Origin of the sequence: Streptococcus sp. Marseille-P7376, from assembly GCF_902460385.1 — a bacterium.
GTDB classification, from domain to species: domain Bacteria; phylum Bacillota; class Bacilli; order Lactobacillales; family Streptococcaceae; genus Streptococcus; species Streptococcus sinensis.
This window is the reverse complement of sequence record NZ_CABPTS010000016.1, coordinates 25,526-51,565: the sequence shown is the minus strand read 5'-3', so window position 1 is coordinate 51,565 and position 26,040 is coordinate 25,526. Positions and strand designations below refer to the sequence as shown.

At 43.4% G+C, this 26,040-nt stretch carries 27 protein-coding genes and 1 pseudogene; 4 read left to right on the top strand and 24 right to left on the bottom strand.

All coding sequences use genetic code 11. The features are described from left to right. Positions 1 to 142, top strand: a pseudogene (locus FZ952_RS08395) (IS481 family transposase); the annotation flags it as partial. A gap of 91 nt (positions 143 to 233) precedes the next feature. On the opposite strand, the gene FZ952_RS08390 reads toward FZ952_RS08395, so the two are convergent. The 22 genes from FZ952_RS08390 to miaA form a co-directional block, all read right to left on the bottom strand. Beyond that, positions 234 to 1,979, bottom strand: coding sequence for an ABC transporter ATP-binding protein (locus tag FZ952_RS08390; protein WP_148881335.1), 1,746 nt, complete (start codon positions 1,977 to 1,979; stop codon positions 234 to 236). After that, positions 1,972 to 3,738 carry an ABC transporter ATP-binding protein gene (locus tag FZ952_RS08385; RefSeq protein WP_148881336.1) on the bottom strand — a complete coding sequence of 589 codons (1,767 nt, stop codon included), beginning with the start codon at positions 3,736 to 3,738 and terminating at the stop codon, positions 1,972 to 1,974. Before FZ952_RS08385 ends, FZ952_RS08390 begins: the two co-directional genes overlap by 8 nt. Positions 3,739 to 3,933: 195 nt before the next feature. Beyond that, positions 3,934 to 4,350, bottom strand: coding sequence for a GNAT family N-acetyltransferase (locus tag FZ952_RS08380; protein ID WP_062198626.1), 417 nt, complete (start codon positions 4,348 to 4,350; stop codon positions 3,934 to 3,936). 121 nt (positions 4,351 to 4,471) lie between these two features. Continuing rightward, positions 4,472 to 4,630 carry a hypothetical protein gene (locus tag FZ952_RS08375; RefSeq protein ID WP_148881334.1) on the bottom strand — a complete coding sequence of 53 codons (159 nt, stop codon included), beginning with the start codon at positions 4,628 to 4,630 and terminating at the stop codon, positions 4,472 to 4,474. Positions 4,631 to 4,641: 11 nt separating this feature from the next. Then, positions 4,642 to 5,952, bottom strand: a complete 1,311-nt coding sequence (gene obgE, locus FZ952_RS08370; protein WP_062198628.1) for a GTPase ObgE — start codon at positions 5,950 to 5,952, stop codon at positions 4,642 to 4,644. A 52-nt stretch (positions 5,953 to 6,004) separates the two neighbouring features. Continuing rightward, positions 6,005 to 6,133 (bottom strand): DUF4044 domain-containing protein, encoded by a 129-nt coding sequence (locus FZ952_RS08365; RefSeq protein ID WP_148881333.1) that lies wholly within the window; start codon positions 6,131 to 6,133, stop codon positions 6,005 to 6,007. A 150-nt stretch (positions 6,134 to 6,283) separates the two neighbouring features. Beyond that, complete coding sequence (locus FZ952_RS08360) at positions 6,284 to 7,180, bottom strand: YihY/virulence factor BrkB family protein (RefSeq protein WP_148881332.1); 897 nt, start codon at positions 7,178 to 7,180, stop codon at positions 6,284 to 6,286. A gap of 57 nt (positions 7,181 to 7,237) precedes the next feature. Beyond that, the gene (locus FZ952_RS08355; RefSeq protein ID WP_148881331.1) at positions 7,238 to 8,095 is read right to left on the bottom strand and encodes a methionyl aminopeptidase; all 858 of its coding nucleotides are present in this window, start codon (positions 8,093 to 8,095) and stop codon (positions 7,238 to 7,240) included. Between the two features lie 59 nt (positions 8,096 to 8,154). Further along, the gene (gene spxR / locus FZ952_RS08350; RefSeq protein ID WP_187423900.1) at positions 8,155 to 9,432 is read right to left on the bottom strand and encodes a CBS-HotDog domain-containing transcription factor SpxR; all 1,278 of its coding nucleotides are present in this window, start codon (positions 9,430 to 9,432) and stop codon (positions 8,155 to 8,157) included. Next, positions 9,425 to 9,976, bottom strand: a complete 552-nt coding sequence (locus tag FZ952_RS08345) for a GNAT family N-acetyltransferase (protein WP_148881329.1) — start codon at positions 9,974 to 9,976, stop codon at positions 9,425 to 9,427. Before FZ952_RS08345 ends, spxR begins: the two co-directional genes overlap by 8 nt. Before the next feature lie 33 nt (positions 9,977 to 10,009). Further along, positions 10,010 to 11,269, bottom strand: a complete 1,260-nt coding sequence (locus FZ952_RS08340; RefSeq protein WP_148881328.1) for a UDP-N-acetylglucosamine 1-carboxyvinyltransferase — start codon at positions 11,267 to 11,269, stop codon at positions 10,010 to 10,012. 262 nt (positions 11,270 to 11,531) lie between these two features. After that, complete coding sequence (locus tag FZ952_RS08335) at positions 11,532 to 12,212, bottom strand: DnaD domain-containing protein (RefSeq protein ID WP_148881327.1); 681 nt, start codon at positions 12,210 to 12,212, stop codon at positions 11,532 to 11,534. An 8-nt stretch (positions 12,213 to 12,220) separates the two neighbouring features. Continuing rightward, positions 12,221 to 13,162, bottom strand: coding sequence for a homoserine O-succinyltransferase (metA, locus tag FZ952_RS08330; RefSeq protein WP_148881326.1), 942 nt, complete (start codon positions 13,160 to 13,162; stop codon positions 12,221 to 12,223). A gap of 100 nt (positions 13,163 to 13,262) precedes the next feature. Further along, a complete protein-coding gene (locus tag FZ952_RS08325; protein ID WP_148881325.1) occupies positions 13,263 to 13,775 on the bottom strand; it encodes an adenine phosphoribosyltransferase in 513 nt (170 codons plus the stop codon). Positions 13,776 to 13,897: 122 nt separating this feature from the next. Continuing rightward, entirely contained in the window at positions 13,898 to 16,117 is a 2,220-nt protein-coding gene (gene recJ / locus FZ952_RS08320) for a single-stranded-DNA-specific exonuclease RecJ (protein ID WP_148881324.1), read from the bottom strand. Positions 16,118 to 16,341: 224 nt separating this feature from the next. Continuing rightward, positions 16,342 to 17,379, bottom strand: a complete 1,038-nt coding sequence (locus FZ952_RS08315) for an acyltransferase family protein (RefSeq protein ID WP_148881323.1) — start codon at positions 17,377 to 17,379, stop codon at positions 16,342 to 16,344. Positions 17,380 to 17,416: 37 nt separating this feature from the next. Further along, complete coding sequence (locus FZ952_RS08310; protein WP_148881322.1) at positions 17,417 to 18,127, bottom strand: class I SAM-dependent methyltransferase; 711 nt, start codon at positions 18,125 to 18,127, stop codon at positions 17,417 to 17,419. A gap of 6 nt (positions 18,128 to 18,133) precedes the next feature. Further along, positions 18,134 to 18,889 (bottom strand): SDR family NAD(P)-dependent oxidoreductase, encoded by a 756-nt coding sequence (locus FZ952_RS08305; protein WP_148881321.1) that lies wholly within the window; start codon positions 18,887 to 18,889, stop codon positions 18,134 to 18,136. After that, positions 18,886 to 19,815 carry a ribonuclease Z gene (gene rnz / locus FZ952_RS08300; RefSeq protein WP_148881320.1) on the bottom strand — a complete coding sequence of 310 codons (930 nt, stop codon included), beginning with the start codon at positions 19,813 to 19,815 and terminating at the stop codon, positions 18,886 to 18,888. The genes FZ952_RS08305 and rnz overlap by 4 nt, the downstream gene beginning before the upstream one ends. Positions 19,816 to 19,825: 10 nt before the next feature. Continuing rightward, positions 19,826 to 20,449 carry a cystathionine beta-lyase gene (locus FZ952_RS08295; RefSeq protein WP_187423899.1) on the bottom strand — a complete coding sequence of 208 codons (624 nt, stop codon included), beginning with the start codon at positions 20,447 to 20,449 and terminating at the stop codon, positions 19,826 to 19,828. Further along, positions 20,442 to 21,680: a GTPase HflX gene (hflX, locus tag FZ952_RS08290; protein WP_148881318.1), complete on the bottom strand. Its 1,239-nt coding sequence runs from the start codon at positions 21,678 to 21,680 to the stop codon at positions 20,442 to 20,444. Before hflX ends, FZ952_RS08295 begins: the two co-directional genes overlap by 8 nt. A gap of 31 nt (positions 21,681 to 21,711) precedes the next feature. Further along, positions 21,712 to 22,596, bottom strand: coding sequence for a tRNA (adenosine(37)-N6)-dimethylallyltransferase MiaA (miaA, locus tag FZ952_RS08285; RefSeq protein WP_148881317.1), 885 nt, complete (start codon positions 22,594 to 22,596; stop codon positions 21,712 to 21,714). Positions 22,597 to 22,678: 82 nt separating this feature from the next. Here miaA and FZ952_RS08280 point away from each other — a divergent pair, with 82 nt between their 5' ends. Next, positions 22,679 to 22,849: a DUF3042 family protein gene (locus FZ952_RS08280; protein WP_005590510.1), complete on the top strand. Its 171-nt coding sequence runs from the start codon at positions 22,679 to 22,681 to the stop codon at positions 22,847 to 22,849. 111 nt (positions 22,850 to 22,960) lie between these two features. Here FZ952_RS08280 and FZ952_RS08275 read toward each other — a convergent pair whose 3' ends face one another. Then, on the bottom strand, positions 22,961 to 23,533 hold the full coding sequence (locus tag FZ952_RS08275) for a TetR/AcrR family transcriptional regulator (RefSeq protein ID WP_062198656.1): 573 nt from the start codon (positions 23,531 to 23,533) through the stop codon (positions 22,961 to 22,963). Between the two features lie 123 nt (positions 23,534 to 23,656). On the opposite strand from FZ952_RS08275, the gene FZ952_RS08270 reads away from it, so the two are divergent. Then, complete coding sequence (locus FZ952_RS08270; RefSeq protein WP_148881316.1) at positions 23,657 to 24,499, top strand: DegV family protein; 843 nt, start codon at positions 23,657 to 23,659, stop codon at positions 24,497 to 24,499. An 89-nt stretch (positions 24,500 to 24,588) separates the two neighbouring features. Then, positions 24,589 to 25,365 carry a helix-turn-helix transcriptional regulator gene (locus tag FZ952_RS08265; protein WP_148881315.1) on the top strand — a complete coding sequence of 259 codons (777 nt, stop codon included), beginning with the start codon at positions 24,589 to 24,591 and terminating at the stop codon, positions 25,363 to 25,365. Between the two features lie 101 nt (positions 25,366 to 25,466). On the opposite strand, the gene FZ952_RS08260 is transcribed toward FZ952_RS08265, so the two are convergent. Then, positions 25,467 to 26,018, bottom strand: a complete 552-nt coding sequence (locus FZ952_RS08260) for a DUF1697 domain-containing protein (RefSeq protein WP_148881314.1) — start codon at positions 26,016 to 26,018, stop codon at positions 25,467 to 25,469. Positions 26,019 to 26,040 lie beyond the last annotated feature (22 nt).

Genomic DNA, 26,040 nt, shown 5'->3' with positions numbered 1-26,040 from the left:
TCTCCAATTCTATTCCTATGACGATCTCATCAAACAGATGGAGCGCTATCTCTACAAATCCAATCGATTGCCCATGCAAACTTTAAACTGGATGTCACCTATCGAAATAAGAAAAACTCTACAAGGAGCTAGCTCCTTGTAGAGAATACCATATCAAGTTTTTAGATAACTTTCGTTTGGTCTCACATCATTGACAAACGTACACAAGCCAAAGGGGCTCGCTGTATCAACTGTTAATCAGCTATCTCAATCCGCCAGCTAGCAGCTGTTTTTCTTTCTTGGATAAACTTACTGTAAATACCTTGTTTGGCTAGTAAGTCTTGATGTTTTCCTTGCTCGACAATACGGCCTTGATCCAACACCAGAATCTGGTCTGCATGCTCAACCGTCTTGAGTCGGTGGGCAATCATGATAATAGTCTTATCGCGAGTCAAAGCCTGAATAGCCTGCATGAGGGCTTCTTCATTTTCTGGGTCAACATTGGCTGTCGCTTCATCCAGAATGATAATAGGCGCATCCTTGATAATAGCCCGAGCGATGGAAATGCGCTGACGCTCACCTCCAGAAAGACTGGCACCTCCTTCACCAATCTTGGTGTCATAGCCATCAGGCAGTGAGAGGATAAAGTCATGACAGGCCGCTTTCTTGGCAGCCTCTATCACTTCTTCCTGACTGACCTCCGGCTTGCCAAAACGAATGTTATTAGCAATGGTATCCTCAAAGAGATAGACGCTTTGGAAGACAAAGCTGAAATTACGAATCAGGCTGTCATAGCTGTACTCCTTGACATCATGACCGTCCAGACTGATACTTCCTTGGTCCACATCCCAGAAGCGGGCAATGAGGTTGCAAAGCGTTGTTTTGCCTGATCCAGAAGGTCCGACCAGAGCAGTTGTTGTTTTTTCGGGAATGGTGAGGGAAACCCGGTCAATGATTTTCTTATTTCCATAAGAGAAGCTAACATCTCTCAGCTCAATCCGCCTGCTCTTAGGCTCAATATCCTGACCGCTGATGTCCATCGGCTGGATAGCCAAGACTTGATTGACCATATCAACCGACAGATCAACAATGCGTAAGAGCGCTGAAAAACTGCCTACACCATCCAGATTTTCATAGACCATAAAACCACTGATAATCATCATGATAGCCACTAGCAACTCCATGCTACCATTCAGATAAAAGTAGATTGAGAAGAGCCCCATAAAGAGTCCAGTCAGCTTGGTAATCATACCTTGAAGGGCAATATAAGGCGAAGTGACTAGGGCCAGCTTGGTATCTAGTCGGCTCTTTGCATCAATCGTCCGCGATAGTTTCTTGCTAGATCGGCTAGCTAGATTGTAGTTCTTGACTTCAGCAATACCTTGGCTGTACTCGAGAACCACTTCGACTAGGTTCATATCTGCCCTATGCTTGATATCCGATACCTTACCCGCCTGCCAGCGCATGAGGCTATTGGGCAAGAGAAAAAGAATCAGCCCCACCAGCAGAACCAAACCGATCCGCCAGTCATAAAGAAAGACTAGAATCGTAATCAAAGCACACGAGAGAAAGCCCTGGACTGTCATCATGACCACCCGCGTCGCCACGTCGGATAAGGCTTCCAGTGTATTGGTTGTGACACTGGTGATTTTTCCTAAACTAGTTTGATTGAAATATCCCATGGGCAGATAGCGCATGTGCTGGGCAATCTCAATCCGTTTCTGAGCACAGGTATGATAGCCAGCTTCTGTCTGCAACATGGTAATTTTCAGAGTAATCCAGACATTAAGCAGAACAGAAACAGCCATAATAATCAAGGACAGCCAAAAAGTTTGCATGGACAGATTTTTCTCAATCAACCCCATGATTACTAGACCAATGGCTGGAATACGCAGGGCGATAATGAAGGATTTGATTACCCCCAGATAGATGGATAGATAAAATTTTCTGCAATCTTCTGGCTGGCAAAATTCAAAGAATTTTTTCAGTATACTAAGCATGAGCTACCCCTCCTTCCAGCTGGTCTCCATCCTTAACCGCTATATGAGCCTGCCACATGGAAGCATAAATCGGACAGGTCTCTAACAGTTCCTTATGACGCCCTTGAGCCTCAAGTCGACCGGCATTAAGGACTAGAATTTGTTCTGCCGTCTTAATGGTTGACAGACGATGGGCAATAACAATCAGCGTTCGACCCTCAATCAGCTTAGCCAGGCTGGACTGGATACGAGCTTCATTTTCCGGATCAGTATAGGCTGTCGCCTCATCTAAGATAATGATCGGTGCATCCTTAAGCATGGCACGAGCAATAGCAATCCGCTGACGCTCACCACCGGACAAATGACTGCCGCCAACACCAACGCGAGTCTGAAAACCTTCTTCCAGCTGCAGGATAAAGTCATAACAGCCACACTTTCGAGTAATTTCCATAACTTCTTCATCCGAGGCTGCAGGATTTCCCATGCGGATATTATCCATAATACTTTCATCAAAAAGGTAATTATCCTGAGTAACATAGGCAATCTGCTGACTGTAATAATCCAGCGGTAACTGGCGGATGTCGACTCCACCGTAAGTAATCTGACCAGAGGAAACATCCCAGAAGGAAGCCAAGAGTTTGGCAATGGTGGACTTACCTGACCCCGAAGGACCGACCAATGCATTGATACTGCCTTCTTTGATAACAAAGGAAATCCCATGCAAGACCTCTTCTTCTGCAGAGTAGCCAAAAGAAACATCTTTCATAACCAAATCACACCCCTGAGGTTTTTCTGCCAGACCAATCGGTCTTTCCAAATTTTCCTTTTCCAAAATAGCAATGACTTCTCCAAAGATAGATCCTACCTTGCGCAATTCGTCCATATAGCTAGCCACCAAAATCAAAGGTGTCAGCAGGCTGAGTGACAAGATAATCATAAGGATGAAATTGCCTGCACTGACGCTTCCTCGCAGATAAAAATAAGTTCCAGCCGGTAGCAGAAAGAGTAAGCCAGAAGGTAGAAAAGCTGTCACAATAGCCATTTCCACATTGAATTTGCGCATCCATTCGATAAAACAGTCCGCTCCTTCTTTAGCAGCTTTGACAAATTTATCGTAGGAGAATTTCTCCTTGCCAAAAATCTTGATGACCTCAATCCCATTGATATATTCAACAGCCGTATCGTTGAGTTTCTTGGTCTTAACAATGGTATTCTGATAATCAGCTTCGCTGTTAGCCGCCATCCGAATATATGCTAGAACAGCGATAGGTAGACTTAAAAGCGAAAACAGAGCCAGCCGCCAGTCAATGACAAACATGGCTACCAAGATCAACAAAGGGCCAAAAAGACCAGATGTGAACTCAGGAATCAGATGGGCCAAGGTGGTCTCGGTCGCATCCACCCGTTCCACAATAATGTTCTTGTAGCTGCCAGAAGACTGATCTAAGACCGTTCCTAGAGGCAAGAGTCGCAATTTCTCGGTCAGACGGTAGCGCATCTCCGCCAGAATCTTAAAGGTTGCTGTATGGGAAAGCAGGGTAGAAATACCATGAAACCCCCAATAAGCTATCCAGAAAAGACCGACCCAAACAGACTGGACCAGATAGAAATTCCAATCCCGGTTGCCAGCCAAGAGCTGATTAATCATATTTCCCACCAAAAAGTAGGGTAGAAAACCAGCTAGCACAGAAGCAAAGGCAAAAGTCAAACTGAGAATAAAATAGAGTTTGTGATGGGAAACAAATTCCCAAATCCAAGCAAAGACAGATTTTTTCTTCATATCAAATCCTTCTTTCATCAATAAACAGGGAGTTTTATGAACCACCAGTTTCTTTTTATTATAAATTCTGACAATTCTAATGTCAAGAGAATTAAAGAGACAGAGAAATATTTTTATCAATCCTTATGCTTAATGCTTTTTCCACTTGTAAAATATTACAAAAGGAGCTTATGGACAAGCCCCTTTTGTAATATTTTACTTTTTATCAGGTGCATAAATCATGCCAGTACAGTCGAAATCTTCCTGCCGATGAAAGCCGTTCCCTTGATAAAAAGCTAGATTTTTGTCTGACTGCTCCGTTGCCAGCTGAATTTGGTAAACATCTTCAAATTTTTCTAGTGTTTGCTGAAGAAGACTCCGGCCAATCCCCTGACGTTGGTAGCTTGGATGCACCAGCAAATCCTGAATAAACACAATAGAGACGCCGTCTCCGACCGCTCGAATCAAACCTACCAGCTCCTCATCGTCATAGGCCGCCATCACAAACAAAGACTGATGGAATGCCTGCTCCAAATGCTGAGGATGATTGGTATAGTTGCTCCAACCAACTGAAACATAAAGGTCTAAAATAGCCGTAAAAGGTAGTTGAGAATTTGTCTTATAATGAATCATAGTCCTCTCCTTGTTTTGTCGCTTGTACTGACACCTTAAACTACCTTCTTAGATTTCCACTTCACTAGTCCGAGAAATTGTTTGAGGTTTACTGAAAAAACTTGTTTTAGGTTCGCTTTCCTTACTCTTCCTTCTTCTCTAGCTTTTCTCGCTCAAGGCGAAGTTTGCGATTTGGATTTAGCCGGTTGAAGAGTTCTTCCAGCTTTTTGGCATTCCAAACATCTGCTGCTGAGACAAAGTTGCCATTTTCATCTCGGAAAGATATTGGTTTATCACCCATTACATATCTCCTTAGTCAACAAATTCAAACTCAAACTTACCGATGCGCACCAAATCTCCGTCCTTGGCACCACGCGCACGAAGTGCTTCGTCAACGCCCATACCGCGCAACTGACGAGAGAATTTCATGATGGACTCATCTCGGTCAAAGTTGGTCATTGTAAAGAGTTTTTCTAGTTTATCACCTGAAAGCACCCATGTAGCATCATCATCACGGGAGATTTCGAAGGCTGGCGCTTCTTCGTCAAAGCCATAATAAGCCTCGTCTTCCATATCAGATTCTTCATAAAGCAGAAACTCAGGTGTCTTATCCAGCAGCTCAGCTGTCGCATCCAAGAGCGTGGCAAGCCCCTGCTTGGTCAGACTAGAAATAGGGAAAATCTGCGGTAACTCTTCAAATTCATCATAGTTAGCAGCCAATTTTTTCTTAAATTCTTTCAAATTTTCTGCACTGTCAGGCATATCCATCTTGTTAGCTACAATAATCTGTGGCCGCTCCATCAAGCGCAAATTATAGGACTCCAGCTCTTTATTGATCGCAAGATAATCCTCATAAGGGTCGCGTCCCTCACTAGCTGACATATCAATGACATGCAGGATAACCCGTGTCCGCTCAATATGACGAAGAAACTGGGTGCCTAGGCCTACTCCCTGACTGGCTCCTTCGATCAATCCTGGCAGATCGGCTACAGCAAAAGACTCGCCAGACTGAGTCCGAACCATGCCCAGATTAGGAACAATCGTGGTAAAGTGATAGGCTCCGATTTTGGGCTTGGCTGATGTAATCACACTCAGAAGGGTTGACTTGCCAACCGAAGGAAATCCAACCAGACCAACATCGGCCAGCACTTTTAGCTCCAGCAGCAATTCTCTTTCCTGACCTGGCTCCCCATTTTCAGAAATTTCCGGAGCAGGATTTTTGGGTGTAGCAAAGCGAATATTGCCACGACCGCCACGACCGCCATGCGCCACGATAAATCGTTGCCCGTGCTCTATCAAATCTGTAATCACCTTACCGGTCTCAGCATCACGCACGGTCGTCCCCTGAGGTACACGGACAATCAAATCCTCCGCTCCTCGACCATGCATTCCCTTAGTCATCCCTTTTTCGCCAGATTGAGCCTTAAAATGACGATTGTAACGAAAGTCCATCAAGGTACGCAAACCTTCGTCTACAACAAAAATCACGTTACCACCACGACCGCCATCGCCGCCCCAAGGTCCGCCATTGGGTACATATTTTTCTCGACGAAAGGCCACCATGCCATCGCCGCCCTTGCCAGCCTTGACCTGAATCTTGGCTGTATCTAAAAACATACTCATATAAATTCTCGCTTCTTTTTTACTCTAAAAAAACGCCTTGCAGCGTTTAGGATTAGAAGATTGCGCTGATAGCTGATGCAAAAATTGCACCGACTGTTACAAGTAACATGATTACCACGACCAGCATTGTCAATTTTTCAAATCCAGTTTTTTTACGTTGTCCATTGTCTCCAAAAGCCACTTTATTACCTCTTTTATAAATTACTTCTTTTTATTTTAACATGAAAAAGCAGGTTTTTCAAATGGTAAGTGGAAGAAATGTCCAGAAGTCCCTTTAAAACCTGTCAATTGCAGACCCTTTCAACTAAGCAGCCAAATGCTAAGAGGAAAGCTAGTCTTCCTTTTTTACAAAGGAAAAATTTCGCACTTTACCGACCTCAAATTCAGATTCCCGACAGCTTTGATAGCTTGCATTGAGAATAGCTCCGATAATCAATAGTTTAGCAATGATGATAAACCACACCATAATCACTACTACGATAATGGAACTGAAAAAGCGAACGTCAACCAGATGATTGACATACTTGTCCATGTAAGCCGAAAACAGATTTAGCAAGGCCATGATAGCGAATACAACAAAAGCGCTGCCCGGCAGAACATAGCGGATTTTGTTAATTTTCACATTGGGCAGAAAATAATAAAGTAAGGCCACAGTAACCAGCAGCAAGAAGTAAATCAATGGCTGAGTCAGATTTTGCAGATACAGATAGGTTCTTTCATCAATTTCCCAAAAATTGCGGATAAAGATCATCGACATATGCCCGAACATAGTCAAAAAAAGGGCAAAAGCAAAGAGCAGCTGGATTCCCAAGCTGACTACTAGACTGAGCAGACGATGGGAAATGACTCCTCGACTTTTAGCAACTCCGTAAGCCTTATTAAAGGCCTTTTGCAAAAAGTTCATAGACTGCGAAAAAGTCCATAAGGCTGAAAGAATGGAGAAACTCAGCAAACCAGAAGAAGGCTGAGTCAAAACATCTCTGACAATTTTTGCTACTACCTCATAAAAAGTTTCTGGAAGCACATCTTCAATCACTTCCAAAAAATCGGCTACTGGAATCTGAAAGTAGGGCAGGATATTGACGAGAATCAAAAGCAGTGGAAAGACCGAGATCAGTGAATAATAAGCCACTGCAATACTCGTAATATCCGTCTCAGCTGATTGATAAAATCCAAAAAAAGCTCCTAAAAACTGATTCTTCCGAACCCTTTCAATCCATTTCTTCACTCCTATCCTCCTTCAAAAAAGAAGGATTGAGAAATGCTTTCTCAACCCTTGCTGTTTTTAATAAGTTCCTTCTTCACCCTGACTAGTCAAGATGCGAGGACCGTCTTTAGTAATCACAAACTGATGCTCATATTGGCAAGAAAGTCCGCCATCAAGGGTTTTATGAGCCCAACCTGTTTCATAATCCGTATCAATTTCCCAAGTTCCAGTTGAAATCATCGGCTCGATAGTTAAGACCATCCCTTCCCGCAGACGCAGGCCGCGACCAGCTCGGCCGTAATGAGGAACCATTGGCTCTTCGTGCATAGTTGGACCAACCCCGTGGCCAACTAGATCTCGCACGACACCATAGCCATGACTTTCAGCATATTCTTGAATCGCTGCCCCAATGTCACCGATTCGATTGCCAACCTTGGCAGCCTCAATCCCCCGATAAAGGCATTCTTTGGTCACATCCATCAGCTTTTGCGCCTCTGGACTGACTTGACCAACTGCGTAAGCCCAGCAAGAATCAGCTACACCGCCCCGAAATTCCACTGTGTGTTTTTTCATTTCAGCGACATTGTTAAAATCTAACTTAGAGACATCCAATTCAGCTTTATCCACCAAACCAACAACCATGTCAACCTTGATCACATCACCTTCTACCAATCTCTGATGACGAGGAAAGGCATGGGCAACTTCGTCATTAAGCGAGCAGCAAGTCGCATAAGGATAATCCATGACGCTTCCTTCCACCCCAATCTGCAGGGGCAAAGCATTATCCTCTTTACAACGTCTGCGAACATATTCTTCAATTTCCCACATATCAAGGCCTGGCTTAATTAAATTTCGCAAACCAATATGGATAGAAGCCAGAAAGTCTCCGCTCTTGTCCATCAAGTCAATTTCACGTTGTGATTTTAACGTTATCATTCTATCTCCTGTCTGTAAGTTCTATTTTAAATCTTTTTTCGAATACAAGTCTAAATGCTTTAGTTAATCTTTACAGTAATGGTAGCCTTAGAAACCAGATTAGTACCCAGAAGCATATCAAAATCAATGATAGCCGTTCGCCGAGTCTGACGAATAATTTGTGGCTGAACATGCAGAAGATCATCAATCTGCACCGCCTGAAAGAAATACATCATCATCTGATCGATGATTAGACTGCGGCCTCTATTTGACATCATCTGTTGCGTAATTCGAGTGATAATCTCCGTCAAAACTCCATTAGCCAGAACCCCATTTTGATCCAACATAAAAGGCTCAACGGTAAAGGAAAAAACATCATCCTGACGGCTGATTTTCTGCCCAACCTGCTCACTGAAAGTTGGTAAGCTAGAAATCTGTGCCCGACTCATCTTTTCCATAATATCACGCCGGGTAATCACGCCCAACAAGGTCTGATTGCTACGCACAACCGGAATCATTTCAAAATCTTCCGCAATCATACGCTGGCTGATATTAGCAATATTGGCAGAAAGCCCCGTCATAAAGACTCTTCGAGTCATCACCTTGTCTAGAGTTGTCAAAGGCGATTTGTCACCGGCATCCCGCATAGTTACGACACCCACGACCATTTGGTGCTGATTAATAACTGGAAAGCGACTGGTTCGGTTGCGACGAACCAAATCCAAGTAATCCCTCACCGTATCCGTATCGTGCAGAAAACCATATTCATGACTGGCCCGATAAACCTGTTCCACTGTCAGAATATCTGTTTTGATCTGGATATTGGATAAGGCTCTGTTAATCATGGTCGCCACTGTATAAGTATCGTGCTTGGTTCTAAAAACTGGAATCTCTTTACGATTGGCCAATTTTAAAACTTCTGGATCGACTTCAAAACCACCCGTCACCAGCACCGCATTCTCATTTTCAAGCGCCAGCATCTGAATCTGGGTTCGGTCTCCGACAATCAAGAGGCCTCCTTCTGTCAGATAACGCAGAATGTTCTGTTCCGTCATAGCACCAATGGAGAATTTATTAAATTCTTTCTCCAAACCATTTTCTCCGGCCAGCACTTCCGAGCCAGTAATATCTACAATCTCCTTATAAGTCAGATGCTCTAAAACAACCTTTTTTGACTTAACCCGAACGGTTCCACTCCTAGGTCTGGTCTCAACAATTCCTTGATTTTCTGCCTCTTTAATCGCCCGATAAGCCGTCCCGTCGCTGACTCCTAAGTAATTTGAAATACTGCGAACACTGACTCTTTTTCCGATTGGAAGATTTTCAAGATAGGCTAAAATTTCCTGGTGCTTACTCATTGAAGTCTCCTCTCTCATAGCGATATTCAATATAATCTCGCATTCTTCTTGTGTAGCGATCGCTTCCCTTAAACTGACGAGAGAGCTTAAAACCAGCTTTCTGCGCAACTTTCTGACTCGCTATATTTTCTGCATGCGTGACAATGCTCAGGCGCTTAAAACCAAATTTTGTAAAGGAAAGGAAAACTAGCTCACGGACAATTTCGGTCATCAACCCTTGTCCCCAATAGTCCTTCCTCAAAAAATAGCCTAATTCAGCTTCTTTTTTTATCTCATCCATTCTTTCAAATTTAATAGATCCGATCATTTCGTTTGTTTCCTTATCACAAATAGCCCATATTCCCAAAGGATTTTTCATAAAATAATTGGCGATAAGATATTCACTTTCCTGCAGACTGCTTTCAGTCGGAAAAATAAACTCGGTGTTTTCTGGATTTGAAGCTATTTTATAAAGAGCTTTTGCATCTTCAAAAATAATCGGACGCAAAAACAAATGCTCCATTTCAATAAATGAAAAAGCTGCTAAATTTGTCCACAAATTCATATGCTTCCTCTATAAAAAATAAGCGATTATCGCTTATTCTTCGATGAGCTGGATATCTGCACCCAAGCTCCTTAATTTTTTAATAATATTGGAATAACCTCGCAAGATAAATTCCACATTGGTAATTTCGGTCTGGCCTTCAGCCATCAGACCAGCAATAACAAGCGCTGCACCTGCACGGAGATCTGTTGCCTTTACAGATGCCCCATGTAGCTGATTTGGGCCTTCATAAACGATCTGATTGCTGGCTGTAGAAATTCTACCTGACATTTTTGCCAACTCAGCGACATGATTTACTCGTTTTTCATAAATCGTATCAATGATTTTTCCATGACCACGCGCCGTCAGCAATAGTGGAGTAATCGGCTGTTGTAAATCAGTTGCAAAGCCTGGATAAGGAGAGGTTTTAATACTGATTGCTCTTAAATCAGTCTGTTTCTCAACAAAAACACTGTCCTCAGAAATCGTCATCCGAACGCCCATTTCTTCTAATTTAGCAATGAAGCTTTCCAAATGCTCATAGAGGACGTTGTTAATCTGGATTCCTTCTCCAATAGCAGCTGCTAAAGCGATATAAGTTCCCGCCTCAATCCGATCAGGAATGACTTGATGGCGGGTTCCGTGAAGTCTTTCCACACCTTCAATGATAATAATGTCTGTCCCTGCCCCACGAATATGAGCTCCCATATTGTTGAGCAAGGTAGCCACATCAATAATCTCTGGTTCACGTGCTGCATTTTCGATAATAGTCCGACCTTTGGCCTTAACTGCAGCCAGAATTGTATTGATGGTGGCACCCACACTGACCGTATCCATATAAATACTTGCCCCGACTAGCTGTTTGCCACCCGTTGACAGATTCATATAATTTCCATCCATGGTCATCTTTGCTCCCATGGCTTCAAAAGCCTTAAGGTGCAGATCAATCGGGCGGGGACCAAGATCACAGCCACCAGGCAGACCAACTGTTGCTTCACCATAACGTCCTAGCAAACTGCCATAAAAGTAATAGGATGCTCGCAAACTATTGATTTTACCAAAGGGCATCGGCATATTTTTAATGCCGCGTGGATCAATTTCTAAACTATCCTCTACCCGCTTAATACTTGCCCCCATTGCTTCCATGATATCAATCAAGCTATCAACGTCAGAAATATTGGGTACTCCATCAAGAATCACCGTATCATCCGCCAAAATCACTGCCGGAATCAATGCTACGACACTGTTCTTGGCACCATTAATGGTCACCTCTCCTTTTAAGGGGCGACCACCATTAATCACAATTTTTTTCATCTTTTAAAATAGGTTCTTTCAAATATTCATTTATAATCTATCTTTTCTCATTATACCATAACAGTTTGATTTTTCCTACATCAATATTTTACAATTTAGCTATGAATGACATTTTTAGAGGAGAAACCCACATTTTGTCGCTGTTAGATTGGTTTTGCCGTTATAAAATATACTCTTAGTTTCTATATTTCTCTCTGATAGATAAGAAAAATCTGAATGAAACATTCAGATTTTAGTTCTATTATACAATAAAAAGTGAATCTCAGTCTTTCCAAAGATTCATAGCACTTAGAAAGTCGTCTGAAACGGTGATATTTTGAGGGCTGGTTGCCTCACGCTCTGCCCGCTTGGCTTCAACCTGAGCCAGACTAGTAATGCCCTCCCGACGCCAGTTACGCAAAATAGCTTGGATATATTTCCAGTTAGCCTTCCCATTAAAAACAGCCTCACGAAGCGCCGCTTTAACTAAGTCAGGATTTGTCTGATCGTCCTGAATTGTTTTGGTCAAATCTTCAATTTCAAAAGGTGTAAGTAAACGGCCCAATTCCTGCTGAAAAGTATCTACTAAGTCTTTCAAAATATTCTGCGCAGTCTTAACAGGCTGCTGATCTCCTGTCTTAGCTGCCAGAATCTCATCCAGCTTTTCTAAGGCTGGTGAAGCATCAAAAATTACTTCCGTTTCACCATTCAACTCGATAGTCTTATACTGCAAGAGTCCTTTTTCAGTTAAATGAGACATGGAGCGATTAACTTCTGTCAATGTCTTGCCAATATTTTCCGCAATCTGTCTCGGTGCAACTTCTTCGAGCGAAGTTGTATTTTGCAGATAGAAAAACTGCCAAACCAAAAAATCATCACTGGAGTCAAAAATCTCCTTGAAATGGAACAGAAGGGCACTCGGAATAATTAAATTACCGGATTTAAAAGCTGATAAATACGTCATGTCACCTCTTATAAATAAGCAAAAAACGATACATCATTTTCGGGACTCTCCCAGTCAAAAGGAGTTTCCTGATAGACAGCATAATTGACCCAGTTGTTGAAAAAGAGAGCTGCCGCTAGGCTCCAGCGCAAACAAGGAGTCGAATTGACATCGTCATTCTTGAAATAATTTTCCGGAATATGCGGATTTTTCTCCGCTTTAAGATCACGGAAATATTCCTTAGCCAGAGTATCACGGTCGTATTCCATGTGACCAAAGCTGTAGACTTCTCGCAGATCGCGGCTAGCAAGTACGGACAGACCCGCATCTTCTCCATAAGAAAGAATTTCCAGATTTGTTAGATTCAGAATATCTTCTTTTAAAACCTCTGTATGCCGAGAATGGGGAACATAAAACTCATCGTCAAAACCGCGGAAAAGAAGATTGTTACTTGGTGCCGACTGGGTATAGACCCCTGATAGTTTTCGTTCCATCTGATGTTTGTCAATACCATATCGGGCATAAAGCGCAGCTTGAGCTCCCCAACAGATATGTAGAGTCGAAAAGACATGAGTCTTAGACCATTCGATCACCTGCTGGAATTCCTCCCAATAGTCCACCGCCTCAAAAGGCAGATGCTCTACTGGCGCTCCCGTGATAATCAAACCATCAAAGAAACGATTTTTGACTTCATCAAAGGTTTTGTAAAAGGTCTGCATGTGCTCTGCCTGAGTGGTCTTTGATGTATGAGAAGTCATATAAAGAAACTCAATAGTCAATTGCAAAGGCGTATTGGCCAAATGACGCAAAATCTGAGTTTCCGTCACCATTTTCTGGGGCATGAGATTGAGTACCAGAATATTCAGAGGGCGGATATCTTGGTGGTCCGCTCGATCGTCATCCATGACAAAGATATTCTCAGAGCTTAAAATTTCAACTGCTGGAAGCTTCTTATCAATCTTGATAGGCATGAAAATATCTCCTTTTGTTTAATATACTCATTATACTCAAAGGAGATATAGTTTTCAATTATACTTTTTCTCTAACTAGATATAGTAATAAGCTATATCTTTAGTAATGAATCAATACCTTGTAGTCATAATTGCCGATTGCTTCGCGGCCCTTCAGCTCATCCAACTCAATGAGGAAGGCACAGCCAGCAACGATACCGCCAAGACGTTCAATCATCTCAATAGTTGCCTTAACTGTCCCACCAGTCGCAAGTAGGTCATCTACAATCAGAACGCGTTGACCAGGTTTGATTGCATCCGCATGCATGGTCAGAGTATCTACACCATATTCTTTGGCATAGTCAGCTGAAACGACTTCGCGAGGAAGTTTACCAGGCTTACGAACAGGAGCAAAACCAACTCCTAATTCAAAGGCAACTGGGCAGCCTACGATAAAGCCACGCGCTTCTGGACCAACGATCATGTCGATTTGCTTGTCAGTCGCATACTGTACAATTTCACGTACAGCGTAGCTATAGGCATTCCCATCAGCCATCAAAGGGCTAATATCACGGAAGAGAATGCCTTCCGTTGGGTAGTTTTCAATGGTTGCAATATAATCTTTTAAATTCATAATGTTCTTTCTTTCAAAAAATTTTTTACTCTCTATTATACCATGTTTTATTCAAAAAGGCTTGAGCAGACTATCAAATATTTTAACGTATAAAATATTTGTAAAATAAGGAGGTTTGTCGCTTATTTACCCATGAGATAGTCATAAATCTCCTGCACGGTGCCCAAAGCCATGAGTTCTTGTTCTTTGACTAGGCTCTTGAGGTCTTGGTAAATGTGACTGCTGTCAATTTCTTTCTTTTCTGCTTCCTTATTGACCTTCATGATACCTTCTGCGATGATGACAAAGCCTAACTCTTCAAAAATCTGAATCATTTTGACCAAGAGAATAGGGTCAATTTTCAGATAAGCTGCCAACTCTTTAAGTTTATAGCGAACGTCAAATTCAGGAAACTGGTAGATTGTCTTGTAGAGTTTGGCAAACTGCTCACGGTTGCCATAACCAGTCAGATAGTATGGCTTGGCAATCTCATTCTTAAAGTAAATCGCTTCGAAATCCTGAGACTGAAGAATCTTCTTCAAGACCTGCAAATCATCGGGCAGGTCATAAACCACAACTGCTCTGCTATTTGTCAAATCCGGCAATTCCTCTGTGAAACGCAAGACTGGAACCTTGTCAGGCAGCGTCGCATTTTTGCTGCGGATATTGAAAAGCTGAACACCGTCCACACGGGCATCTACCAGCATGAGCTGGAGACTGGTCTGTCCATTCCATTTATTGACAGAGAGGCTGACAGCTAGCTCCAGATTCTTGGTTTGGGCAAACTCTGTCGCCAGGCTTCCTTGCCCAAAAGCTACTACTTCAAAAGCAGCATCTTGCTGGGAAATTTTCAGCTTGAGATGGCTATTGCCAGCCCCCATAGTCCGAGCATTGTCCACTTTAAAGTCCTTGAGGTAAAAAAGCGGCTTCTTATTGTCCATGCCAAAAGGAGCCAGTTTTTCGAAGCTTTTGAGCGTATCCAGGGTCAGTTCTGGCAGATGCAGTTCCTCGTCTAAGTACAGGGCTGTTTTGCCAGTCAAATCCAAATCATTGTCTAAGATGTAAGCTGTTAGGATGTCAGCAAGCTCCACCAGCTTATCTGCTTCAAGAGTCATTCCAGCTGCTCCAGCGTGGCCACCAAAGGCTACAAAGAGGTCACGATGACTGTCCAAGGCCTCAAAAATATTGACCTCTTCAATACTGCGGGCGCTGCCCTTAGCGATGCCATCCTCAATATTAAGCACTATGACTGGCTGGTGCAGCTCTTCCAGCAAGCGCCCAGCGACAATCCCTAGCACACCGGGATTCCAGCCTTCCTTAGCCAACACCTGCACTGGTCTCTTAGGGTCCAACATGTTTTGTGCTTCTTCATAAATCTTCTGGACGATTTCCTTGCGCTCATCATTTTTCTGGTTGATCATGAGAGCAATGTCGCGAGCTTCTTCGTCGTCAAAGCCAGTCAAAAGCTCAATAGCTGGATTGGGATCATCCAGCCGTCCCAGTGCATTGAGTCGGGGGGCAAGCTGGAAACCAACCGTTTCTTCATCCAGTTCATCTGGCTGAATGCCTGCGATTTTGAAGAGTTCCTGAAGTCCTACTCTCTGGGTGTTTTTTAGAACGGAAAGACCATATTTGACTAGAATCCGATTTTCCCCTGTCAAACTGACCATATCGGCAACGGTGCCAATGGCAACTAAGTCCAAAAGTTCGACTTGGACTTCTTCCAGTAAGGCTGTTGCCAGCTTAAAAGCCACCCCACAACCAGCCAAATGCTTGAAAGGATAATCCGCTCCGCTATGTTCCGGATGGACGATTGCATAAGCATTTGGCAGCTCCTCAGGCATGGAATGGTGATCCGTCACGATGACATCCACGCCGAGAGACTGGGCCAGCTCGATAGCTTCAAGGCCCGCTACTCCATTATCCACTGTAATAATGAGCGAGATGCCATGATTTTCAATAAAATACTTGTAAACACTGCTATTAGGACCATAGCCATCCGTAAAGCGATTGGGCAGATAGACCTGACACTCAGCCCCCAGCTGCTCCAAGGCTTCCTTGACAATCGATGCCGAGGTCATCCCATCAGCATCATAATCACCATAGATCAAAATCTGCTCGTAATTCTCAATCGCTGAGCGAATGCGCTCCACTGCCCGCTCCATGTCATGCAGGTCATAAGGGTTGTGAAGCTGGTCTAAACTAGGCTCCAAAAATTCCTGTAAAGTCTCCTCAGTCTGCACACCTCTTTGGTAAAGAAGACTGGCAGCTGCAGGTTCCAATCCAGCTTTCTTAGCCTTTTTTAAAAATTTTTCGTCTGTAAAATTAGTGGCAAACTGCCAGTCGTATTTTGAGCTAATCATGATGAGTGAAATACTTTCTCCGTTCAATCTTGTCTGAATATTATAACATGAAAAAGCAACAGAACAGAAGAAAAAGGCACGGAATATTTCTTCTGTTCCATCACTCTATGTTTTACTTCCTCACTGGATTACAATTTGAGCAAGGGCAATTTTGCTGGATTTTCTCTTACTAGCTTGGGCTGCTCTAATCAGTATATCCGACCAAGTAGCTTTCTTTAGCTATCTTATCTCCTTGTCTTTAAGAACAATCGCTTCCGAGCCAATAAAATGACTTCTGCACTTAGATGAGTTAAGAGCAAGGTTAGCAAAAAGACAATCCTTCCCTGCTGCCATTTGGCAAAATCGGTCTTTTGGAGCAGATAAAAAGAGGATTCTATAAAAATCGGATGCAAAAAGAAGTATAAAACACTCAATTCTTTAAGGTGATAAAGACGCCACTTTTGACCTACCTTGGTCCGTAAAACCCAATTCACCAGAAACAATGAAAAAATAGGCAAAGCCAAAAAGAAGTTCTTATCAATTCCTTGGTGAATAAAGACAATCCAGCCATCTAGTAGCAAAAGAAAACTGGACAAGAATAACTTTTTCCCATAATTGTCCCTGAAAAGGCTGAAATGCCGATAATCATAAAGGAGATAACCCAAGTAAACAAAAATGGGAGTATAAAAAATACCGTTTCGGGTGGTAAAGAAAATTTTAGCATAGGCATCAAAAGACAGGGTAAGCCAGCTATTTGAAAAATAAGCGTAGTATGTCTCAATCGAGCCGATTACATAAAGCAGGAGTAGAAAAGCTCCTGTCTTTCGAGCACCCCATTTTCTATAAAAATAGTGAACAAGTAAAAGTCCCAAGAGAAAGGCAGGAATATACCAAAGCTGATAGCATAAACCGATATACAAAAGCCCAGCCAATAAGGCTAATGGAGCATAATGTTTAGGAAGTGGCAAGGTCCAAAAATACGCCAAGGCATAAGGGACATAAATCCCGCTCCACAAAAGATACTGCTTCAAAACACGCTTAATATAGACCTTCATTTCCTGCTTCTTAGCCAAGCTGGATTTAAGTATAAAAGCTGATGAAATCAGAAAAAAGGGCACTGCCATGCGACCAAACATACTTTTCTGAGTGAAATGGAGAATTTCATTCTCAAAAAGCCGATGGCAATGCACCAAGATTACTAAAACTGAAGCCAGGTACTGAAACAAACTGAGCAGGGCGTAGTTGACCGGTTGCTCAGGCTCTCTGACATTTCTTTCTGCCATAAATATTCTCCCTACGAAGGTTACCTAGCGGATAGATTTAGTACTTGTTTAACCAAACATGGTGAAAGGCAGCGATGTCTCGATAAGGAGATTGATTGCAGACAGCCAGCTCCATCTCAAGCATCTTTTCAGCCCAGTCAGGGGCCGTTTTGTAGTCATTGGATTGCATCCCGTAAAAAATTCGTACTCCCTGATAATCCTCAACTTCTAATGGCAGACCTGAAATCACTTCCTGAACCTGATAGACCTTAGCAGCTCCCATGCTATGGGTTTGATATTTCTGACCCGCTAAAAGCTGCTGGGCCTTTTCTGGGTCATTTTCAAAAACCACTGTATGCATAATGCGTCCAACCTCGTGATGCTTGACTAGAGAAATTTTGCCGTCCTTTTTTAAGAGGCGGGAAAATTCTGTCAAATAGAGAGCAGGGTCAGATACATACTCTAAGACATTATGGCAGATGATGACATCAAAAGACTGGTCTGGCAATGTTTGTAGAACTTCTAGGCTACCTTGCAATTGCTCATAGGAAAAGTCCTGCTTGCGCTCGGCAATCATTTCTGAACTGGGCTCAATTGCTGTCACTTGGTTCTTTTCCGCTAGAAAATCAGCCACAATCCCAAAACCACTGCCGAAATCAAGAATTTTCTGGCCCTTCAGCGACTCTAGAAAGGCAAAAACAATATCATACTGAAGCTTGCCCCAAGGCGCTTGTAGGTGCTCTTTGTAAGCTTGTAGATTAGCTGTCATAAAACCTCACTTGTAGTTAAACATATTAGCTGCCATCTTGTCGGCAATTCTTGGAAAAAGCGTATAAAGCTTATGGGCAAGATTGAGAATGCCAGGCAGATTTACTTCCCGCTTCTTTTTGCCAAAGGAGCTGACAATTTTGCCTGCTACAAAGTCAGGCTCAAGGATATACTTGTCCACTGCTTTTACGTATGAACCGTCAGGATCTGCCTGATCGAAAAAGGCTGTTTTGATAGGACCGGGATTAACTGTCGTGACATAGACCCCAAAAGGCAGGAGTTCCAAACGCAGGGCATTGGAAAAACCAATAGCTGCAAACTTGGTCGCTGAGTAAAGACTGGACTTGCTACTGGCAATGAGGCCGGCCATACTAACGATATTGACGATATGTCCTTGACCTGCCTGCTTCATACGAGCCCCAAAGATACGAGACAGGTTCATCAGGGCAAAGGTATTGACTTCAAACATGGCCTCGATATCGTTTGAGCTAATTTTGTCAAATTCTTCAAAAATCCCATAGCCAGCGTTATTGACTAGGACATCTACGTGACCGTACTGACTGTCAATCCGCTCAGCAAATCTTTCCAAAGCTGAGCAATCTGTGATATCCAGCTCCACTAGGTCAAGATTTTCCCTTTCTCCATATAGTTTTTCCAGCTTAGCCTTGCTCCGTCCGACCAAAATCAGTCGGTCATGGGGCAAGAGCTTGACCATTTCCTGAGCCAATCCACCGCTAGCCCCTGTGATGATGATGGTTCTCATATCTCTACCTCTTCCAAGTCCTTAACCACATGGACCTTTTCAAAGACAGCGCTGGCATCGCGGCGCATTTGGCTAATGTCCTTAGCTAGAAAGCGAGCACTGATATGATTGAGCAGGAGACGCTTGGCACCTGCTTCCTTGGCTACTTCTGCGGCTTGCATATTGGTAGAATGACCGTGATTACGTGCAAGTTTTTCATCTCCCTTGCCATAGGTCGCTTCATGGATCAGTACATCTGCTGCCACAGCCAAGCGGACACTGGCAGCAGTCTTCCGAGTATCACCCAGAATAGCAATGGTCTTGCCCGGACGAGGGGCTGAGATATAGTCAGCTGCGATGATTTTGGTCCCATCTTCTAGGACGATATCCTGACCGTTCTTGACCTTGCCAAAGAGGGGGCCAAAGGGAACACCCGCTACTCTTAGCTTGTCCGCATCCAGCGTCCCTTCCAAATCTTTCTGCATCACCCGATAGCCCACACAGAAAATCGTGTGATCCAGCTTATCCGCATACACAGTGAACTTGTCCGTTTCTAAAATCTTACCCAGACTGTTTTCATCAAACTCATGAAAATCAATCCGATAAGGCAGACGAGAACCAGACACGCGCAGGCTAGACAGGACAAAGTTCTTAATCCCCTTGGGACCGAAAATCTCTAGGTCTGTTTGCTCTTCATTGGCCTGAAAGGAGCGGCTGGACAGAAAGCCCGGCAGACCGAAAATGTGGTCTCCATGCAGGTGGGTGATAAAAATCTTGCTAATCTTACGCGGTTTAATCGTCGTCTCCAAGATCTGGTGCTGGGTGCCTTCACCGCAGTCAAACATCCAGACTTCATTGATTTCCTCCAAAAGCTTGAGGACAAGGCTAGACACATTGCGAGCCTTGGACGGCTGACCGGCTCCGGTTCCTAAAAATTGTAATTGCATGTTTTTCTTTCTAAATGATATAAATCATGGCAGAGCGATTCTGCGAGTGATAGTATTTTCTGCCAGCATAGGACTGAGCCAGCTGACTAACTTCATCTTGATTGTAGCCCAGAACTCTCTGACTGCCATCCGCTAGCTGCTGCCAATCGGTCAAAGCAGTCAGCGCCTGACTATCAACGACTTGAGACTCAGCTTTGAGAGGTGCCATTTTTATTCTCCTATCTTCTTCGTAGACCAAGTACTGTGGAAAGACTTGAGCGATTTCAAAGAGCAAGTCAGCTGTTACCGGCTCTGGCTTTTCAGGGAAGACCAAGCCGACTCCCTCGCTCTCATAGCAAAATCCATAGGACTTGCCAGAAAGATTGAGGCGGACAAAAGGCTTATTTTCTAAAAAACTGGGATTCGCATTCCACAAGTCCAGTGCCTGACTAATCTCTAAAAAATAGGCTGTCGCGGCTTCCGGACTTTTCTTTTGATAAAGCTCAGCAAAGTAAGCGTTGATAACGCTGGGCGGCGGTGTGATGAAGCTAAGCTTCTGCTCTTCTGTCAAATCAGCCAACACTTGCTCTAAGTAGACCCTGTCTAGGCTAGTAAAACCGCCGTATTTCAGGGCCAAGTCAATATAATCAGTCATAAAATTCTTCCAGTTTCCATTTGTTTTTCTCGGCAATCCAGCCTGAAATGATTTCAATATCGTCTGTATATTCTCGATTTCCGATAATTGCGGCTTTCTCTAAATCATGAATCTTGTAAGCTTTAGCCGGCACTACCTTGATGGTAAAAGGCAAAAATAACTCTTTCATCCGCTCCAGCAGGACTTTCTGCAAAAGAGCTCTGCTATTGTCCGCCTTAGCCGAAATCAAAGAATAAGGAGTCAGAGTCGGAGTGAAATCCTCTGCTTTGTCCGCTTTGTTATAGAGGGTTAGCCGGGGAATATCCAGCATATCCAGCTCTTTCATGATGTCCAGGACGGTCTTTTCGTGTTCCTCATGATGAGGGTCGCTGGCGTCAATGACATGAACCAGCAAATCGACATTTTTGCTCTCTTCCAGTGTGGATTTAAAGCTGGATACTAGCTCTGTAGGCAAATCCTGAATGAAGCCAACTGTGTCTGTCAGAGTGACATTGAGCTGACCACTGAGATTGATGTTCTTGGTCGTAGCGTCTAGCGTCGCAAAGAGTTCGTCTGCTTCATACTGGATCTTACTGGTCAAGCAGTTCATGATCGTGGACTTACCCGCATTGGTATAGCCAATGAGGCCGATTTTGAAAATACTGGATTCCAGCCGTTTTTCACGAACGGTCGCCCGATTTTTCTCCACAGCCTTGAGCTGGCGCTCAATATCATGAATCTGATTGCGGACACTGCGTCGATTGAGCTCCAGCTGGCTTTCACCAGGACCGCGGGAGCCAATGCCACCTGCCTGACGGCTGAGCATAATGCCCTGACCAACCAAGCGAGGCAGGAGGTACTTGAGTTGGGCCAGATGTACCTGAAGTTTCCCCTCATGACTCCTAGCCCTCATGGCAAAAATATCCAAAATCAGCTGCATACGGTCAATGACCTTGACCCCCAAGCTTTCCTCTAGATTGACATTTTGGCGGGGCGTTAGGCGGTTATTGACAATAACGGTTGAGATTTCCTTGGCATCGACCATCTGCCGGATTTCTTCTAACTTACCAGATCCGACAAAGGTCTTGCTGTCGTACTTTTCCCGCTTCTGGCTATAGGAGCCGACGACCTCTGCCCCTGCCGTCTTAGCTAAACTTTGTAGCTCCTCCATGGATAGGTCAAAATTCTCCGTGTCTGCCAGCTCCACACCGACCAAAAAGACACGCTCTGTTTTTTTCTCTGTTTCTATCATCTCATATCCTTACTAAGACTTGGTCAGCCAGTTACTTGTCCAAAAACTTCCTGATGTCCTTCATGACCTGATTTTTATAGTCTGGATTTCCCACCTGATAGAAGGTCACGGACATCCGGTTGCGAAACCAAGTCAGCTGACGCTTGGCGAAACGGCGGGTATTTTGCTTGAGCTTATCCACGGCCTCTTCAAGGCTCATCTGACCTTCAAAGTAGGGGAAAAGTTCCTTGTAGCCGATACCTTTGCTAGCTTGACAGGTCGGAGCTTGCTCAAACAGCCAGCGGGCTTCTTCCAAAAGTCCGGTTTCCATCATCAGATCTACTCGCTGATTAATCCGCTCATAAAGTCGCTCCCGCTCATCATCTAGGCAAATCAGCAGGGCTTCATAGTCTGGCTGGCTGTTTTCTAGCGGACCACCCAGATGGGCAATCTCCAGCGCCCTCATAGCCCTGCGTCGATTCAGCTGGGGAATCTCGATGCCTAGCTCTGCTATTTTCCCAAACAAAGCTTCATCCGACCAACTATCCAGCTGTGCCCGATAGGCCAGAATCTCCTCGTGAGGGACGGAGCCGCCCAGATGGTAGCCCTCGAGCAAGCTCTGGATATAGAGCCCTGTGCCGCCGCAAATGATGGGAAGCTGTCCTTGAGCTGCAATCTCACGAATAGCCTGAGACGCCTCAGTCACAAAATCATAGGCCGAGTAGCTTTCTCCAACCTCCCGCACATCCAGCAGATGATGGGGAATGCCCTCTTGCTCTTCAGGACGAATCTTGGCCGTGCCAATATCCAAGCCACGATAGACCTGCTGGCTATCACCGCTGATGATTTGGCCATTGAAGCGCTTGGCTACTTCGATACTCAGAGCCGTTTTCCCAACTGCCGTCGGCCCCACTATTACAATTATCTTGGTTTTCATCGTTTTTCCTTGAAAAAATTTTGATTTTTCGTTACTATTAATTATAACATAAATAATAAAAGTTCAGAAAAGGAGAAATCACATGGCTAAAGGATTTGGAAAAGGCGTTCTTACAGGTGTAGCAGGTACTGTTGCTGCTCTTGCTGGTGCAGTCTATGCCTTTAAGAAAAAAGTCATCGAACCTGAGGAACAAAAAGCAGCTTTCATCGAAGAAAACCGTAAGAAAGCCGCTCGCAAACGTGTAGCACACTAAGCTACAAAATAATGAAAAGAGCTAATCTCACCATTTCCTTTTGGAAAATTTGCCTGAGATCGGCTCTTTTTGCTTTGTAAAAGTTATAAACTATATAGCCATAGCCCAAGCTTATTTCTTCTTTTTCTGTGGAAAAAGCGGCATGCCCAAAGCAGCGATCTTTTCAGCTGGAACCTTCATGCCTTCTTTGATCCATTTTGAAAGCACTGAAACAACCGCAGAACTCCAGAATGAATTCATATAGGAATTAGCTGTCTTTTTCCCACTTTTGCTGCGCTTTTCAAGGAAATCAAAGACCGCCTGCGTCAGCAACTTTTCAAAATTATAATCAATAGCCAGACTGATAACACGCGCTTCCTTCTTGGCTTCCTTAAAAAGAAAAAGCCAAATCTGGTACATTTCTGTCTTGAAATTAAACTGCTCCAGCTTATCAACAATCCCCTGAACCGTATTTTTGAAGATTCCTTCTAAAATTTCTTCTTTAGAAGTGTAATTTCGATAAAAAGCTGCGCGCGAAACCCCAGCTCGCTCCACCAACTCAGAGATGGTAATCTTTTTCAAATCTTTTTTCTCTAAAAGTTGCATCAAGGAAATTTCCAAAGATTCTTTTGTAATGCGATTGGATTCTTGATTATGTTTTTTTAAATTTGCAAGTGATTTTTCTGATATTTTCTTTTCCGACATGACAATTTCTTTCTTCTTGTATCAACTGAGAGTAAAGGCTTTATATCAAGCCATCTTCATGATATAATTGTAAGAAAAGACATGTTCTTTGTCAATGCCTAAGGTTGATGAGGGGGAGAAAAAATGACTTGGAAAATAATTGCCGATTCTGGTTGTGATTACCGCGAGATTGCTGATTTAGCAACCGATACAAGCTTTAAAAGCGTACCGCTGACTATTCAGGTGGATAGTGAGATTTTTGTGGACGATGCAAATCTTGATATTGATCTCATGATGGAAAAAATGTATGCTACTTCAACTGCATCAAAATCAGCCTGTCCAAGCCCTGATGACTACCTCAGAAGCTTTGAAGGGGCTGAAAATATCTTTGTCGTGACGATTACAGGCTCCCTTTCTGGTAGTCACAACAGCGCCCAGTTGGCTAAAAAGCTCTTTTTAGAAGAGCACCCAACAGCTCATATCCATGTGATTGACAGCCTCTCTGCTGGAGGCGAAGTTGATCTCATCATCACAAAATTAAACGAACTCATCAAAGAAGGGCTTTCTTTTAATGAAATCGTGGAAGCCATCACTCACTACCAAGAAAAGACAAAACTCCTTTTTGTTCTAGCTAAAGTTGATAATCTGGTCAAAAATGGCCGTCTCAATAAGCTGATTGGTGCAGTTGTTGGACTTCTAAATATTCGGATGGTTGGCGAAGCCAGCGAGACTGGTACTCTGGAACTTCTCCAAAAGGCTAGAGGGGCTAAAAAAGCTCTGACTGCTGCTGTCGATGAAGTTCTGAAAGCTGGATACAAGGGCGGCCGCATTATCATTGCTCATCGCAATAACGAGAAATTTTGCCAGCAATTTACAGAAGTCATCAAGGAAAAATTCCCAGCTGCCGACATTTCATTCCTACCAACTTCTGGACTTTGCAGTTTTTATGCAGAAGAAGGCGGACTCTTGCTGGGCTACGAAATTTAAATCTTCACCTTTTGAGCTGAATGTTGGCATTCGGCTCTTTACTTTTTCGATTTAATTCGCTAAAATAAGAGAGAAAAGGAGTTGATTTCATGGCAAGAGGAAGAGGAACGGCAAGTCCACAGGATAAAGCAGCAACGCTGACTATTTCCAAAAAGATTAAAGAATTGCTCAAAGAGCAAGGAAAAAAACAAATTGAATTATCCAGAGAAACTGGCATTCCAGCAAGCACTCTGACAGGTTATATCAAAGGAACTTCACTGCCAATCGCAGCAAATATAGAAAAAATTGCTGATTTTTTTGCTATTACAGTAGAGGAAATTGACCCCCGCTACCGACTCACGGCAGATATTCCACAGGAATTTACCGAGTTGACTCAGCTCTACCAAAATCTAGACATCGAAAATCAGAAAGAGATTCTCACACTAGCTGAAAAAAAATTAAAAGACCAAGAATTGGAAATGAAATTAAAAGAAAACTATTTCCCTTACATGGTCTACGAGGATTACTATACTTTTGTCCATAAGAAAGAGCAGGGCGATCTGGTTTGGCTGGACAGAAAAATTGACTATGATATTGCTCTCTGGATCCGCACGGATTCGCTAGAGCCAAAGTATCCAAAGGGCTCCGTTGCTCTTATCAAGAAAACGCATTTTGAATTTGCAGGCGCCATCTATGCTATTGATTACGACGGTCAGACAATTCTGAAGAGAGTCTTCAATGACCCAGCCGGCATCCGACTCATCTCTCTCAATAAAAAATACAGCGATAAATTTATCCCACATCAGGAAGAACCCAAGGTCATCGGCCGTGTCATGGCTGCCTTTATGCCCTTAGATTTGTCAGAGCAAGCACAAAAGCCACTTTAGTAAAATAAAGTGGCTTTTTAGTTATCGTTCAATGACTCCAACATTTCTTATCTAGACTTCTCATCATCAAAGAAAAGCTTATGTATTAACTCTTAAATAGTTTATTTTTTGTTCTCATGAACCAACTCCACAATCTTCTGGAAGGTCTTACCGTTTCGGATAGTCAGCTGCTTGTAGAAACTGGACTTGAGCAGTTTCTTATGGTAGTTGGACTTGAGATAGTCCGCTTGATCAGCATTGCTATAAAAGAAAGCTATTTGCCCAAAATGTAGCTGCTCCTTGTCATTCGCCCAACTGCCTGCTAACTCTTGAACACTTTCCCTGTCTACTTCTGGTAGATAAAAGAGAACATCTCGCCGAAAGGCTGTTTCATCCTGCCACCAAGTAGGCAGATTGGCTGTTTCTTTTTCAAGCATGACAGAGCTGACAAGGACGAAAGGCAAAGGAAAATCATAAGACCGACTGAAATAAGCCGTCAAAATATCCCGAATCCTCTCCTCCTGCTCTTCGCTATCAAAGAAAAGATTGCCACTATTGATGTAGGAAACTGGATTTTCAAAACCCAACCCAGCCAAATCTTTCTTCAAATCGGCCATGACGACCTTGTTTTTCCCGCCGACATTAATGCCGCGGAGTAAAAGTGTATAACGCATGTGTGCTCCTTGTTTGTATGTT